This is a genomic window from Stenotrophomonas sp. STEN023, from assembly GCF_056760135.1.
The window spans coordinates 111,462-126,842 of the sequence record NZ_JBRREF010000001.1 but is presented as its reverse complement, the minus strand read 5'-3'; the positions used below and the strand labels follow the sequence as shown (position 1 = coordinate 126,842).

The window sequence follows — 15,381 nt, the reverse complement described above, 5'->3', positions numbered from 1 at the left end:
CCCCCCCCCCCACACGGCCCCACCCCCAACCCCCCCACCCCCCTTAATTTGGCCCACCCCCCACCCCCCCCGCCGCGGCCGCCCCCCGCCCCCCCCACACAGTGATACGCAATGGATCAGTTGTAGACCACGGAATACACGACGTTCGTGTTGACCAGGCCCGGGGTGGAAGCACCATTCACAGCCAGGTAGTGCGCCTGGAACTGGATCTTGCCGGTGTTCGGAGCAACGTCACCGATGGTGGCGTCCCACGACTGGCCCGGAACGGCCAGGTTGATTGCCTGGGCAGCGTCGTCAGCCAGTTCGATCTGGACGTTGGTGGCTTCGCCGACCAGGATGTTGCGCAGCGCGCCGGTTACCGGGTCAACCTGGGTGCTGGACGGCAGGAACGACATGCTGGCGATCTTGCCGTCTTCGCAGGTGCCCTGGCCCGGGCCACCGATGATGACGTCGAACACCTTCGGGTTGGCGGTGTTGCCGGCAGCGCCGAGCAGGTTGGCATTGACCGGGTCCAAGGCCACCGAGAAATTGCCGGTGCCGCCATCGGTGCCCGAACCGCCGGAAACGGTGCAGGTCGCATCGTTCACAACACCGGTGAAGGTGATGGTGCCACCGGTGGTGGAAGCGGCTTGGGCGGAGGTTGCCAGCAACAGAGCGGCGGCAGCAGATGCGATCGTGACAAACTTCATTTCAATCTTCCTAATCAACAGTTGGTTGGTATCCGCGTTGGCGGAGGCTTGCGTCGGCCGCGGGGGAGCGCGTACGACGGGTGCGTGATGAAGGTCGCGGGGACAAGCTGGCGACGCCGTGGACGATGCTGGTAACAAGGAATCCGACGTTGTTGGCTGCGCCTTCGCACGCACGACCGCACAGTTGCGCGGCGTGGCGGAAGATTAGGAGTCGGTTGATTTGCTGGATATACAACTAGTTTCAAAGACAACTGCAGAGTCCTCATATTTTGTAAATCCTCAAGACATGAGTTCTTCGTTCAGCGGTGCTTGGATGCTGGAAGTCCAACTCGCAGAGTCCGGCACGATTGCAAACTCAGATGGCAATGCGGAGGCTGGGCAATGCGTCTGGCGTCCATACGCAGCTTGGCTTGGCGCTGGGGCTCTATCGGGCTCAGGCTCAAGTGGAGCGCGTTTGCTCGCGTGCTGCATGGTGCGTGCGGCGCTGGTGCGAACTGGGCTCTCAAGTTTGAGAAAGCAGTAGGAATACCAGGGCTACAAACCGGCGTTGTGCTGTATGGCAGAGCCAGGGCGTCGCCGATACAGGCGAAGGAAGCAAGGTCAGAATGCAAGATGTTGTATTCCATTGCGCGGTGACAGGCGGATATCCGCGCGTGAGCTATTTATTGAAAGTGGCCGTGTCTATCGGCTTGCACGTGCTCAGCAATCGAGGGGCCTGCTTGATTTACAGTGACATCACTTCGTGGCGCCTGTTGAAACCGGCAGTTCTACTCAGCGTAGAACGCATAGGGTGTTCCTTGGCTCAGGTGTTCGCAGGTTCCTGAGCAACGAGTGAGCCGTCAGTGTGCTCACTGGCATTTGAAACTACTTGTATATCGCGGGTTGACATCGACGCTTATCGTGCGAACCCACTGACGCACCACGCGCAGCGGATCCCCCGAGCCTTGAGATGGCAGCGATGATGTCGCTTAGTCGATCCATCGGCGGGGATCACTCAATCCACGACGATTAGTGAGACCAATTCAATGACCCATACCCTCTTTCGCAGGCACTCATTGGCCCTGGCCATTGGCTCAGCCTTGCTCTTCCCCATCGCTGGTTATGCCGCAGACGGTCAGCAGTCCGCTGATGGCGTACATCTGGACGTTCCGGCTGGCGACTACGTCACCACCGGTGCCGGTGAGCACGTATTCCAAGCACTGAATAGTGGCCGGATTGTTACGTCCGGTGCCAAAGTGTCTTCGGCTGGATATGCCGCGGCGGGAGTGCGGGCGACGACAGGCGCTTCGGTGCAGTTCGCAGGTGGCAGCATCGATACCACGGGTGTCAATAGTCATGGCGTGTACGCAGACCACAGCGGTGCTGTCCATATTGAGCGCGATGCGAGTGGGCGTGGCACCGTGATCAACGTGGGTAATGACGGCGCACACGGAATCTGGATCAGAAATGCTAGCGCCATAGTCACCGGGGCGGATATCCGCGTTGGTGGAATGGGGGGTGTTGGCGGCACCCCAAACGTCGCAGGCGTGGTCGTCTCTGATGGTGGTGCTATTGATGTCATCGACACCACGATTCGCACCCTCAGCTCCAGGGCCGATGGCGTAAACGCGGTCGGCGCGGGATCGGCGCTGACGATGAGTGGCGGCAGCATCGTAGTGGAAGGCGATGAGAGCAAAGGTGCCGTTGCATATGGCGGTGACAACTATCTGGCCCTGCAGGACGTGTCGATAACCACCCTGGGCCAGAACGCGCGCGGCATTGTGGCAGCCGACGAGTTGAATGGTCGGTTGTCTGTGGTCAGCCTGAATCGTGGCAGTGTGGTCACTGCTGGCGCCGGCTCCATTGGCGCTCAGGCAATTCGAAATGGTTTTGTGGATCTGATCGATAGCAGCATCGAGACCGCTGGCATCAATGCGCATGGCATTCATGCCCAAGGTGGTGGTGCCGTTCTTGCGCATCAGGTCAATGTCCGGACTGCAGGCAATCAAGCGCACGGCGCTTTTGCCGAAGGCGCTGGCAGCAGCGTGGCTTATGGCGGCGGCAGCATCCTCACCGAAGGAGTCAGGAGCCACGGCTTGGCTTCAGTGGGTGGCGCACACATCGGTGCGTCCAATGTCGCGATCACCACCTACGGTGATCAGGCGCGCGGTGTACAGGCCAATGGCTCCACGGTCGATCTGGTGAATGTGGCTATCAAGACCGAAGGTAATCGGGTGAACAACTACTCCGCAGCTGGCGTGGTTGCATCGGACGGTAGTGCGATCACCCTGGCCGATAGCACTATCGAAACCGTCGGCTACTGGGCGGACGGCATGGTCGTGGAGGGCATCGGGACGTCGATTGGGATGACCGGTGGCAGCATCATCACCAAGGGTGAACGGAGCAATGGCGTGACCGTTTACGGCGGTGGAAATGGTGCGATCCTGGATGGCGTAGCGATTCGTACCGAAGGTGAAGCTGCGCGCGGTATTGTCGCCAGTGGTGTGCTTGATGGTGTCGCTTCGTCGATTGAGATGACCGGTGGCAGTATCGCTACCAACGGAGCTCAGGCTACCGGTGTTCACGTTGCGTCGGGCGCGGCGATCGGGTTGCAGGGAACTCAGGTGCGCGTAGAGGGTATGGACTCCTGGGGCGCTCGCGTAGATGGGACGCTCGGCATTGACGGCGGTTCCCTTGTGAGTGCGCAGCACGGTGCTATCAACGCCACTGGTGATGCCGCAATAGCAGTAAGCAATGGTGCCAAGGTGGTGGGTGGGAACGGAACCCTTCTGTCCATCGACAACGAGGACAGCGTGGTCTCCCTGAGCATGGACAACAATGTCCATGCAGAAGGTGACATCGTCGGCACGGACACCAATAGCGATGGCGCACTGCGCGCAAGCGCGAGCGTCTCCTTGGGCAATGCATCGCACTGGATGGGGGCGACGGATGGCTCGGTGAACCAGCTCTCATTGAGTGGCGGCAGCCAATGGACCATGACCGGCGACTCGGCGGTCGGCCAGTTGTCGCTGAATGACAGTGTGATCGCATTTCAGGGCGGGGCCGAAGGCAATTTCAGGACGCTGACTGTCAATGGTGATTTTGACGGTGAAGGCGGCAGCTTGTTGATGAACACGGTGCTGGGTGATGACCACTCGGCAACCGACAAGCTGCATGTGCTGGGCAATACCTCAGGTCATGCCATGGTGGCGGTGAACAACGTGGGCGGGACCGGCGCACAGACAGTGGACGGCATTCAGATCATCCAGGTGGATGGCACCTCCAACGCCGGGTTCGGCCTGTCCGGTCGCGCGGTTGGTGGCCAGTACGAGTACTTCCTGTTCAAGGGTGGCAAGACCAACCCGGACGACGGCGACTGGTACCTGCGTTCAGAGCTGACCGTTGCGCCGGACCCGTGTGAGGGCAATCCCGGTGCCCCGGGTTGCAATCCGGTTGACCCGCCGCTTCCTGAGCCGGTGCTGCGCCCGGAGGTTGGTGCCTATCTGGCCAACCAGGCCGCTGCGACGGGTATGTTCGAGCACGCCATGCACGATCGCTTGGGTGAGCCGAACTTGGCTGAGCGTCTGAAGGACGATGACCGGCTTGGGAGTGTGTGGGCCCGTGTCGAGCGTCGACAGGTCGACTACGGGGTGGCTGATGGTCAGATCGACGTCGACAGTGATCGTTCGCTGTTGCAGATCGGTACCGATGTTGCCCAGTGGGGCAATAAGGGGCGCGGTCAGGTTGGCGTGATGGCCGCCGCTGGGCAGGCCAACAACATGGCGGTTTCTGCACAGACTGGTTACCAGGCCAAGGGCAAGGTGAAGGGGGCCGCCGTTGGTGTGTATGGCAACTGGTTTGCAAACGCCGCTGACACCACCGGCCTGTACGTGGATGTATGGGGTCAGGCTGGCCGCTATCGGAACAGCGTGCAGGGCCAGGCGCTTGCTGAAGAGCGCTACGAGGCCCGCAGCTTGGCTGGGTCGGTGGAAGCCGGCTACGCCTGGCAGGTAGTTGCAGATGAGGCCAAGGCGTTCTACCTGGAACCGCAGGCGCAGGTGATCTATACCGACTATCGCAGCGACGATCATCGTGAGGCCAATGGTACGTTGGTGTCGGTTGATCAGGCCGGTGGTGTGACCACCCGCTTGGGCTTGCGGGCCTATGGCCATGCAAACACAGCGGATGGTAATCGGGTGCAGCCGTTTGTAACGGCCAATTGGTATCACCATTCGGATTCCAATGCCGTGGCTTTCAATGGCGATACATTGAATGGCGGCACCCCGAAAGATCGCTACGAGCTCAAGGCCGGTGCGCAGTTGCAGCTGGGCGGTGGTTGGACCGGCTGGGGCCAGATGAGCGTGCAGCGCGGCGAGAACGACTATCGCGACCTGGGCGGTCAGTTTGGTGTGAAGTACAACTGGTAAGCAGTTTGCTAGATGAACTTTCCAGGCCGTCCCGATCATCGGGACGGCTTTTTTTGTTTTTGCCTCGTGGCGTATCGCGAGGCGGCGATCAGTCAGTCCGATACGCCGCCATTGCGCAGGAACTCAAACAACTCGGCGTCGTTGCTTATCCCCAGCTTGCGCATGGCATCGCCTTTCTGGCGACTAATGGTGGTGATGCTGCGGTTCAACTGCGCCGCGATCTCGGTTACCGAGAGCCCGGAGGCAAGCAGGCGCAAAACCTCAATCTCTCGTGGAGAAGGCTTCTTACCTCCTGCTGCCATCGATTCACTGCCAAGCTCGGCGATGCGTTCCTTCAACCCTCGGCTCACATACGGTGCACCACGATGCACGGTCTGCAATGCCTGTGGCAGCTCATCCAGCGAGGACGCTTTGTCGATCAGACCGAGCACCCCGGCGGAAACTGCCATCCGCAAGATGCCCAGATTGTTGGCCATGCTCAGCATCAGGATTGGCAGGTCGGGGTGCCGGCGACGGATCAACCCCAGCATGGCGAAGCCATCGGGTTGCTGACCACCGGGCATGGCGAAATCGGTCACCAGCACATCGCAGGGATGGTCTTCCAGGGCCTGCAGCAGTTCGTCGGGGTTGTTGGCCTCGGCGGTCACTTCCCCCACGCCGCTGTTCTCGATCAGCGCACGGGCACCGATACGGACGACGGGATGGTCATCGGCAAGAATGATACGAAGGCGCATGGGCTAGTATCTGAGGTAGGCAGGAAAGGGCAGGTGAGGCGGACGGCAATGAGGAGATCGCGCAGGGTGCTCGGGCATATCTATCTCAGGTTCGTTTCATTGTGCCTGGCCGCGATGCTGGTCCTGCCTGCATTCGCCCAGGGTGAAGCGTTGCCGTTGTCGCCAGAGCAGCGGGCCTGGATAAGCGCCCATCCCACGGTGACGGTCGGATTGTACGACAACGTTTGGCTGCCCTTCGAGCGGGTCGATCAAGGCAGGCCGGAGGGGATGACCTACGACTATCTGCTCGAGGCGACGGGGCTGCTTGGCATCAAGGTGGTGACGCGGCGCTACGCCAACTGGGCGGAGGTGCTGCGGGCGGCTTGCGCGGGCGAGGTGGACCTTGTGATGGATATCGCACTGACCGCCGAGCGTACGCGCTGCATGGTGTTTACCCGTCCGTACGCAGAGGCCCCGGTTGCATTGGTCAGCCGGATGCAGGACGGGCGTGCCGCCCGCAGTGCGGAGCTCACGGATCTACGCCTTGTAACCGAGCGTGATTTTTCTCTCTCCAGCATCGCCCGCGAGCGCTACCCGGCCGCCCTTCACCTGCAGGCGCCGACCACGCGGGAGGCCCTGCGGATGGTGTCTGACGGTGAAGCGGATGTGTATCTGGGCAATGCCTACGTCGCTGCAACGCTGATCTCCGGTACCCCCATTCCCCGGATTGGACTGCAGCGGCAGACCGATCTGGCGGCAGACTCGCTGCACTTTGGCATCCCCAATGCCCAGCAGCCGTTGGCCGAGGCGCTGGACATCGCGCTGGACGCTATTCCGGACGCGCGCAGCCAGGCAATCCGTGCGCGCTGGATGCAACCCTTGCAATGGCTGGGCAGTGGCACCCTGGCACTCACCGCAGCTGAGCGCCAGGCGCTGGCGCAGCCGCTTGACGTTGGGTTCGCGCCGACCTGGGCACCCATTTCCTTCCTGGACGACGAAGGGCAACCAAGTGGCATCGCTGGCGAGTACCTGGACCGGTTCCGCGCTGCCGGTGCCGACAAGCTCAAGACAGTGAAGCTGGACAGCTGGCAGGCCATCCGCGATGCGATGCGTGAAGGCCGGCTTGATGCGGTAATGGGCGTGCCCAACGACACGGCGGCGTTTGGCGGCGATTGGGTGTTCAGTCAGCCGTTTCTCACGGTATCCAACGTGATCGTTGTCGGCAACGGCAGTGATCGGGTGTTGGACATGCGTGACCTCGATCGTCGCCGGGTGGCGCTGTCCGACCCCGACCGGATCGGAGCATTGCTGCGGGCCCAGGCGCCGGAGGTGGTGGTGCTGAACGTCGCTACCGCCCAGGATGGGCTGGAGCTGGTGCGCACGGGCAAGGCCGATGCCTATATAGGCAACCTTGCGGTGGTGGACAGATTCCTGCGCGATCGCTACTCCGGTGAACTGCACATCGCTGCACCGGCGGGCATCGAAGACCGGTTGGCATTGGCGGTGCGGCCGCAACAAGCTGCGCTCGCATCCGCCTTCGACCGCTTGTTGATGAGCATGACGCCGCGCGAGCGAGAGGCCATCCGCAATGACTGGATGGCCGTGGAGTACCGGGCAGGCTTCGATTGGGCGGCCTTCCTCAAATGGGCGGTGCCGTTGGCGCTGGTGCTGCTGACGGCCGGCTTTGTGCATGCCATCGGCTACACCCGCTTGCGGCGAGAAGTGGAGCAGCGCCGGTTGGTGGAGAAGCGTCTGGCTGAAGTCACCGGCAGTTTGCCTGCGGTGGTTTACCAGGTGTGCCACAGCGGTGGGGAGTTCTCTTTCCCTTACATTGCCGGTGATATGCCATCCCTGTTCGGCATCAGCGTGGACCTGGCCTTGAACAACGAACGCGAGCTCTTTGCTCGCATCCATCCGGAGGACCAGGTTCGAGTCACCACCGAGTTGGAGCGAGCTGCCGCCGCATTCGACGACATCGTCACCGACTTCCGCGTGCGCTCCGGTGATGGCTGCAAATGGATACGTTCACGCGCACAGCCGCGTCGAGCTGATGATGGAACCAAGCAGTGGAGTGGCTACTGGATTGATGTCACCGAGGCGCGCGCGCAGGCGCAGGCGCTGGAGGAAGCCAAGGCCACCGCTGAGCAGGCGGCGCAGGCCAAGTCGAGTTTCCTGGCCACCATGAGTCACGAGATCCGCACGCCGATGAGTGGCGTACTTGGAATGCTGGAGGTGATTTCGCATACCCGACTTGATGCCGAGCAGCGACGAGTGGTGGCTACCATCGAGGACTCCGCGCAGATGCTGCGCCAGATCCTTGATGACATCCTGGACTTCTCCAAGATGGAGGCCGGTGCCTTGGCGCTTGAGGCCAATCTGGTCAGCCTGCGGCAGAAGATAGACACCACCCAGCAGATGTTGATGACCCAGGCGACGGCCAAGGGCCTGCAACTGAGTAACCGGATCGATACGCGTGTGGCGCAACACCACATGGCTGACGGCACCCGCTTGCGTCAGATCCTGTTCAACCTGCTCAGCAATGCCATCAAGTTCACCGCACAAGGTGAAGTCACCATCCTGCTCGACCTGCTGGAAGAACGTTCCGATGCGCAGCGGATCAGGTTGGCCGTCCGGGATACCGGCATCGGCATACCCGAAGACCAGCAGGACCGGTTGTTCAGCCCCTTCATCCAGGCAGAGGCTTCCACCACCCGTCGCTACGGTGGCACCGGGCTGGGACTGAGCATCTGCCAGCACCTGGCCGAGCTGATGGGGGGGCAACTGGAACTGCGCAGCGCGCTGGGCGAGGGGACAGAGGTTGCGCTGAGTGTGTGGCTGCCAATGGTAGCCGCCGATGATGCGATCAGCGATGCCATGGAGCCCGCTTATACCGGTGCACCGCCGCCAGAATGGCGGCAGAAGAACGTGCTGGTCGTCGAGGATCATCCGACCAACCAGGACCTGATGCGGTGGCGTATGCAGCAGCTCGGGTTGAGCCATGAGGTGGTGGATGATGGCGTAGCTGCGTTGGAAGCACTGGCCCACGGATCATTTGATGCAATCATCACGGACTGCCTGATGCCTGGCATGGATGGCTACGCGTTGACCCGTGAGATCCGTCGCTTGGAGGCTGCGAACCCACGCCGTCGGCGTATACCGATCATTGCGCTAACCGCGAGTGCGCTGGATGAAGAGGCGCGTCGTTGCCGGGATGCTGGAATGGACGACTTCCTCGCCAAGCCGGTACCGCTGGCCCTGCTGCGGCAGACCCTGCTTCGGTGGTTGCAGGGGAGTGGCGAGCCCGTCGCTGCGGTCATGACGGAGCGGCGGGGCGACGGTGTGGCCGAGCCGGTTTCGCAGGCTGCCGTGCTGGAATTGCACCCAGCCAACTCATTGCGCGAAGCGATGGTCGCCCGGTTTGGTTCGGCGCAGGTGGTGGAGCGGATGATTGGGAGCATCGTCACCACTACCGAAGACGACCTGCAGGCGATGAGTGCAGCATTGGCAGCGCAGAATGATGCCGCCTGCGCGGAACGGTTGCATCGGATTGCGGGTGGACTTGGGGCGATTGGTGCCGAGCGACTGGCCGAGCAGGCGCGCAAGCTGCAGCTGGCGATCGAGGCAGATGGTGCGCTTTCACATGCTGATGACCTGCACAGATTCAGGGCATCGTTGGATCAATTGCTGCAACAACTGCAGGACTGATTGTTTTCGTAATTGTTGCATGGGAATGGTGTCTTGGCAGCGGCACTGTATGGCTCCGGTCACCGAGCGCGCCATTGGCGCAGGCGAGAGTTCCCATGAACAACGTGTTTGCCATCCGCAATGGCGCCCCTTCCAGTGAGGCCAATGGTCAGCGCACGGCCACTGCTTCACGCAGTGCTGCCTTGGCTCAGCTGTTGATAGAGTCGGCGCGAAACGAGGGCGATATTCTCTATCCGCTGCTCGCCACGTTGCTGGAAGCGCATCTTGATCACAATCATGATGATGCCCAGGCCAATCTCCGCATCCGCGACGGACTGGATAACCTGGAGCTGCTGCTGGCGCTGGACATCGAACGCATGGGTTTGCGTCGCGCACCCGAAACCCCTTGCACGCAGCTGCTGCGGTAGCTCCATTCTGGCGGCATGGGCATACAGCCAGCCGCCCGCACCTCAAGCCGAAGAGCAGGAAATCGCTCATCGTTACCTTCGCGAACGAACGCAGCCCCATCTTGCTGGGGCTGCGTCGTTCATGCACGTAGATAGATCGCATGTTCAGATTCCTCAGTTCCCTGTCGTCCTTGGCGCGCCATTGGCGCAGCAGCTACATCATCGCCAGCGTTGACCACGATGTGGTGGTTACCGGCGTACTCGAAGGTGGTGTGACCACGCCGCGCTATCTGTTCATGACGATGATGTCCTGTGGCATCGCAATCCTCGGTTTGCTGCAGTCGTCTGCGGCGGTGGTGATAGGTGCGATGCTGATCTCCCCGTTGATGGGGCCGATCATGCAGCTTGGCTTCTCACTGTGCGTGATTGACTTCCGCATGATGGGTCGCGCGTTGCTGGCATTGCTGGCGGGCACGCTGCTGGCACTTCTGATTTCCTTCCTGATCGTGAAGGCATCGCCGATTCGTGAGGCCACCAGCGAGATACTTGCGCGGACCCAGCCGACACTCTTTGACCTGATGGTCGCGGTCTTCTCCGGGCTGGCCGGGGCATATGCGGTCATTGCAAGAAAGGGCGAGACCATCGTTGGCGTGGCGATTGCAACAGCGCTGATGCCGCCCCTGGCGGTGGTCGGCTATGGATTGGCCGTGGGCAGCATGGCCATTGCTGGCAACGCATTCTTCCTGTTCATGACCAATCTTCTGGCTATCGCGCTGAGCGTAACCCTTGTCGCCAAATGGTACGGATTTGGCATGCAGAACTCGCCGCAGCACACCGCGCTGCAGGCAAGCCTGATCGCGGCCACTTTCCTGGTGCTTGCAGTGCCGTTGGGCTTGGCGCTGCGTGATATAGCGGCTTCTACCTGGATCGGCAAGGTTGGCCGGGGTGAAACAGAGGCCTATCTCTCCCGCCATGGCGGCACGATTGACAGCTTCCAGGTGGACCATCGGGGCGGCGCGTCGCAGTTCAGCATCGTGGCGTTCGTGCCGCACTACTTGCCAACGGCGCAGAGTGACATCCAAGGCCAGATCCGCGCCAAGCTGGGGCGCGGCGCAATCCACGTGAAGCTGCACCAGAGCCTGGAAGCCAATAGCAGCCAGCAGAACGGCAAGGAGGACATGGACGGTATGCGCGCCCGGCTGGCCTCCATTGAAGCCCGCATGAGCGTGGAATCAGAGCGCGCCAACGCCGAGCGCAACAACGGCGATGCCGTCGTCCGTGCGCTGCTGGAGCAGCTGGTAGCGGTGGAAGTATCAGAGCGCGAACACATCGTCGTGGTGCGTCCGAACTCTGAACTGGTTCCCGACAAATCAGATCTCCATGCGCTGGAGACGCGACTACAGAAGGAGATGCCAGGCTGGACGGTAGTGGTACGCATGCAGGAAGCGTCATCGAAGGCTGGGTCCCGCTGATGATCCAGGGGATTCGTATTTGTTGTATTCATCGAAGCGTCTGCTGACGGAACAATGGACCCACTCCGAACCGGTACGAGCCAGCGAGGGCATCATCATGATTGCGAATGTGACCTACAACTTCATTTCGACACTCAACAGTGGCGTTCTGTTGGTCGGCAGTTGCGTGATCACCGCACTCGTGCTGGGCTATTCGCTGCTGCTGTCGCAAGAACAGCGCGCATCTTCGGCCGGGCGCTGGCTGTGGAATCTCGGCTTGGCGTCAGAGCCGGTGGCGCAGATTTCCGTGCCAAGCGCAATGCATGACCGTTTGACGGGTCTTCCCGGCCGGCTGCTGCTGGAGCAGCAGCTGCGTAATCCGGCGCCGCAGGGCGAGCGCAAGGCTGTGCTGGTGATTGGCGTAGACGGCTTTGGAGCCGTCAACCTGCTGCATGGCCACGCATTCGGTGACCTGCTTCTGAAAGCCATCGCCGAGCGCGTCCGTGCCAGCGTCCGTGTGGAGAATCTTGTCGTGCGGTTGGCTGGGGATGAATTCGCAATCGTCGCCGATGTTGAAGAGTTGGCGCATGCCAAGACGATCGCCAAGCGCTTGATGCAGGATATGCAGCGTGCTTTTGTGATCAACGACAAGACGAGCGATGTGTCCGTCAGTGTTGGCATTGCCATGGAGATGATTGCCGGGGGCCAGCGCAGCCGTTTGTTGACCCAGGCCACAGCTGCACTTGAGGAGGCCAAAGACCTGGGCCGCAACCGCTTCAACGTGTTCGATGTGCAGATGGGAGCCAGCGCATCGGAAGTTGAACTGATGGTTGGCGATCTGCGCCGAGCACTCCGCGACGGTGAGTTCTTCCTGTTGTACCAGCCCAAGCTGGATGTCCAGAGCGGGCGGATAGTAGGTATGGAAGCACTGCTGCGCTGGAACCATCCAGAGCATGGGCAGGTTCCGCCGGATCATTTCGTTCCGCTCGCCGAGAAGACCGGCATGATCGTGGAGGTCGGTCGTTGGGTACTGAATGAGGCTTGCCGACAGATGCAGCTCTGGCGCGAGGAGCATGCGATTGATTGGCCTGTATCTGTCAATGCATCCGTGTTCCAGATCAATTCGATCTCATTCTTCGCTGATGTGCTGGACGCGCTGGAGCGCAATCAGCTTTCTCCTCGCGATCTTTGCATCGAGGTCACCGAGTCCGGCGCGATGCGTAATGCAGAACTGAGTCTGCTTACCCTGCGCAAGCTGGCGGTCGAGGGTATATGTGTCTCGCTTGACGACTTTGGCGTTGGCCACTCCAGTCTCGCGCACCTGAAGCGATTCCCGGTTCAGGAGTTGAAAGTTGACCGCAGCTTCATCTGTGGGATGAGCGAGTGTCCCGAGGGCGAGGCGATTGTCCGCGCCATCATCGGCTTGGCGAAAGCTGTTGGCCTGCAGGTGGTGGCTGAAGGCGTAGAGACCGCTGAGCAGCAGGCGATGCTTGCGGGCATGGATTGCGATGTCATCCAGGGCTATCTGATCAGCCGCCCAATCTGCGCTGCCGACGTGCCGGCGCTCGTCGCCAAGTACAACGATGGTGATGACGTATTGCACCGGATGCTCGATAACTGACCTCCTGACACTGCTTCCACGAGGGAGAAAACTGTGTTCAGCAACTGAACCAGAACAAGTCGGTGTCGCCCCGATTGGGGGGCGACGCTGCTTCGCGTTGGGTCCCCCAAAATCCCAGCGCGCCGGCCGCCAGTGCATATCCCTGGCGAGAGACGCCCGCCAGGCTCGTCGTGATCCGGCACCTTCAGGACAACCCACCTCAGGGCCTCGCTGTAGTGCCCACGGCTGGTGCTTGCTTCCATGGCCGGTGGACGCAGCAACGGTGCTGCACCTATCTGCGACGAGCCAGCGCTGCTGAAACTACCAGCGTGGCGTTCCCGCAGCGATTGCTTCGTGGGCTGGGAACAGCGGCAGGACATACTCGGACAGTTCCTGCAGGACGTCTCCAACGGTTCGTTTACTGAACTGGATGCCCAATGCCGCATGATTGACGCCCGCACGCTGCCATTCGCCGAGCAGGTCGATCAGACCGTTGCGACCAGTCCTCAACGTGTAACCGCCGTCGATCGGCGTTCGCGGGTGGTTGGGGTCCTCGACCAGATCCAACCATTCGTTGCTGACATGCGGGCGGAAGCCGCCGTCGGGAATCAATGCGCGCCACGCGCGAATCTTTGCTGCTAACCGCTTCGGGCCAGCTGCATCGTGGGTAGCGTCAGGATAGGTGAGCCACCCATCGGCATGTGCCGCCACCCACTGCAAGGTTTGCCGGGAGCTGCCGGTTACCAACATCGGCACCTTGCCCGTGGCGGGCTTGGGCAGTAGCTGCACGCCTTGTGCTTTGCCTAGCGGCGAGTTGATGTTCAGTTCCCCGGCTTGCATCAGTTGCCGGACATAGTCGAGCGTATCTGCAAAACGTTCCGCACGACTGGCGTGCTCCAGCCCGTACGCGGGAAACTCCACCGGTCGATCACCGGAGGCAATGCCCATCACCAGACGTCCTCCGGACAGCTGGTCGATGGTCGATGCCGACTTTGCGAGATCGATGGGGTGGCGCAACGAGAAGATCGCGCTGCCCGTTGCCAACGCAATGCGCTCGGTCTGTGCTGCGAGGAAGGCCAGATAGGTGAAGGGGTCAAATACCTGGCCGGCATCGCCGAACAGCGGATCGAACAACGGGACATCTCGCGTCCACACGGCAGCAAATCCGGCGCGGTCGAGTTGGCTCACCCATTCAGCTTGCCCGGCGAGTACCTGCATATCGCCGCGATAGAAGCGCAGCGGCAGGAAGATGCCCAAGCTCAAGGCATCTTCCCGGAACATGCGCTGGTAACCGGGATGGTGGGCGAACGCAGTAGCAGATGCGCCGGTTTGCTTTGCCTGGGGCGGAGTGAGGTTACTCAATGAATGCATTGCTGGATTCTCGTTCAAGCGCCGGTTGCGGCTTCAGGGATCAGTACGCCGCGTTGCACGGCTGGACGCTGGGCAACGCGCTGGTGCCATGTACTCAGGTTCGGGTAGGCGCTGAAATCGATATCGACGATGCGCGCGATATGGGTCCACCCGAAGCCTGCGATGTCTGCAATGGAGAACTCGTCTCCGGCCAGCCAGCTGCGGTTATTCAGACGCTCGTCCAGCGTGGCGAAGAAGTCGTTGCTAAGTTGACGGTAGCGTTCGATGGCAGCCGGCGATGCGGTTTCGGCAAACAACTCGAAGTGAACCCGCTGGCCAAGAATCGGCCCAACGCTTGCGGAATGAAACATCAACCAGGTGATCGCTTCCCATCGAGCAGCAGCCTCGCGCGGCAGCAGGCGTCCGCTGCTTTCAGCCAGATACAGCAGGATGGCCGCGGATTCGAAGATCGTCACCCCCGCAGCCTCGTCTACCAGCACCGGGATGCGTGCATGCGGGTGCAGCTTCAGGTGGTCCGCATGCTGGTGCTCGCCATTGTCAATACGGACGTGGTGCAGGTGATAGGGCAGGCTGAGTTCTTCCAGTGCGATGGAGATCTTGAAGCCGTTTGGGGAGCTATCGCTGTAGAGATGGAGCGTTGGTTTGGACACAACGGGGCCTTGTCGGAGGAGTGGGGTGTTGACGAATGCGCAGCGGTACGCACAGGGGAGCAGGTCTCTGCTCGCAACGCGTGGCTGCCTTCCCCAGCCGGCATGGCCGGCGCAGAGGTTTGCAGATCCATGGCAACGAGGATCAGGTGGCTTGGATGCGCGCAGTCTAGGCTTGGGTGAACCTGTTGAAAAACGATTAATACGTCGACCAATAGTTAGAACAACTAATGTTTTAACGGACGCGTGCTACGAGACTCCTCGAATTATTTGATGTAGAAATTAGTGCGCTCAACTGCTGTGCTGAGATGTCTGCTGGCCGCATACGCATTAGGTTTTCTTATGCCCAGAAATGCCGCATGCTGTCTGTCGCATCGCGTCGTTGGTCGACGATGCTTCAACACGGAATCAGG

General features: G+C 61.1%; 9 protein-coding genes. 5 read left to right on the top strand and 4 right to left on the bottom strand.

From position 1 onward, the window contains the following. Window positions 1-116: 116 nt before the first annotated feature. A complete protein-coding gene (locus tag ACVOLV_RS00540; protein ID WP_481552680.1) occupies window positions 117-689 on the bottom strand; it encodes a fimbrial protein in 573 nt (190 codons plus the stop codon). Window positions 690-1,714: 1,025 nt separating this feature from the next. On the opposite strand from ACVOLV_RS00540, the gene ACVOLV_RS00535 reads away from it, so the two are divergent. Then, the gene (locus ACVOLV_RS00535; RefSeq protein ID WP_481552679.1) at window positions 1,715-5,095 is read left to right on the top strand and encodes an autotransporter outer membrane beta-barrel domain-containing protein; all 3,381 of its coding nucleotides are present in this window, start codon (window positions 1,715-1,717) and stop codon (window positions 5,093-5,095) included. Between the two features lie 92 nt (window positions 5,096-5,187). On the opposite strand, the gene ACVOLV_RS00530 is transcribed toward ACVOLV_RS00535, so the two are convergent. Further along, complete coding sequence (locus ACVOLV_RS00530) at window positions 5,188-5,829, bottom strand: response regulator (RefSeq protein ID WP_481552678.1); 642 nt, start codon at window positions 5,827-5,829, stop codon at window positions 5,188-5,190. 48 nt (window positions 5,830-5,877) lie between these two features. Here ACVOLV_RS00530 and ACVOLV_RS00525 point away from each other — a divergent pair, with 48 nt between their 5' ends. From ACVOLV_RS00525 to ACVOLV_RS00510, 4 genes are all read left to right on the top strand, one after another. Next, window positions 5,878-9,513, top strand: coding sequence for an ATP-binding protein (locus tag ACVOLV_RS00525; protein ID WP_481552677.1), 3,636 nt, complete (start codon window positions 5,878-5,880; stop codon window positions 9,511-9,513). A 95-nt stretch (window positions 9,514-9,608) separates the two neighbouring features. Beyond that, entirely contained in the window at window positions 9,609-9,920 is a 312-nt protein-coding gene (locus ACVOLV_RS00520; RefSeq protein ID WP_481552676.1) for a hypothetical protein, read from the top strand. 140 nt (window positions 9,921-10,060) lie between these two features. Continuing rightward, window positions 10,061-11,371, top strand: coding sequence for a TIGR00341 family protein (locus tag ACVOLV_RS00515; RefSeq protein ID WP_481552675.1), 1,311 nt, complete (start codon window positions 10,061-10,063; stop codon window positions 11,369-11,371). 22 nt (window positions 11,372-11,393) lie between these two features. Further along, on the top strand, window positions 11,394-12,971 hold the full coding sequence (locus tag ACVOLV_RS00510) for a putative bifunctional diguanylate cyclase/phosphodiesterase (protein WP_481552674.1): 1,578 nt from the start codon (window positions 11,394-11,396) through the stop codon (window positions 12,969-12,971). Window positions 12,972-13,271: 300 nt separating this feature from the next. Here ACVOLV_RS00510 and ACVOLV_RS00505 read toward each other — a convergent pair whose 3' ends face one another. After that, window positions 13,272-14,339 carry an LLM class oxidoreductase gene (locus ACVOLV_RS00505; RefSeq protein WP_481552673.1) on the bottom strand — a complete coding sequence of 356 codons (1,068 nt, stop codon included), beginning with the start codon at window positions 14,337-14,339 and terminating at the stop codon, window positions 13,272-13,274. Further along, window positions 14,336-14,971, bottom strand: a complete 636-nt coding sequence (locus ACVOLV_RS00500; protein WP_481552672.1) for a glutathione S-transferase family protein — start codon at window positions 14,969-14,971, stop codon at window positions 14,336-14,338. The genes ACVOLV_RS00505 and ACVOLV_RS00500 overlap by 4 nt, the downstream gene beginning before the upstream one ends. Window positions 14,972-15,381: the final 410 nt, after the last annotated feature.

Coding starts and splice junctions, on each gene's coding strand:
- ACVOLV_RS00540 (WP_481552680.1), bottom strand. CDS start 689: ATGAAGTTTGTCACGATCGCATCTGCTGCCGCCGCTCTGTTGCTGGCA.
- ACVOLV_RS00535 (WP_481552679.1), top strand. CDS start 1,715: ATGACCCATACCCTCTTTCGCAGGCACTCATTGGCCCTGGCCATTGGC.
- ACVOLV_RS00530 (WP_481552678.1), bottom strand. CDS start 5,829: ATGCGCCTTCGTATCATTCTTGCCGATGACCATCCCGTCGTCCGTATC.
- ACVOLV_RS00525 (WP_481552677.1), top strand. CDS start 5,878: ATGAGGAGATCGCGCAGGGTGCTCGGGCATATCTATCTCAGGTTCGTT.
- ACVOLV_RS00520 (WP_481552676.1), top strand. CDS start 9,609: ATGAACAACGTGTTTGCCATCCGCAATGGCGCCCCTTCCAGTGAGGCC.
- ACVOLV_RS00515 (WP_481552675.1), top strand. CDS start 10,061: ATGTTCAGATTCCTCAGTTCCCTGTCGTCCTTGGCGCGCCATTGGCGC.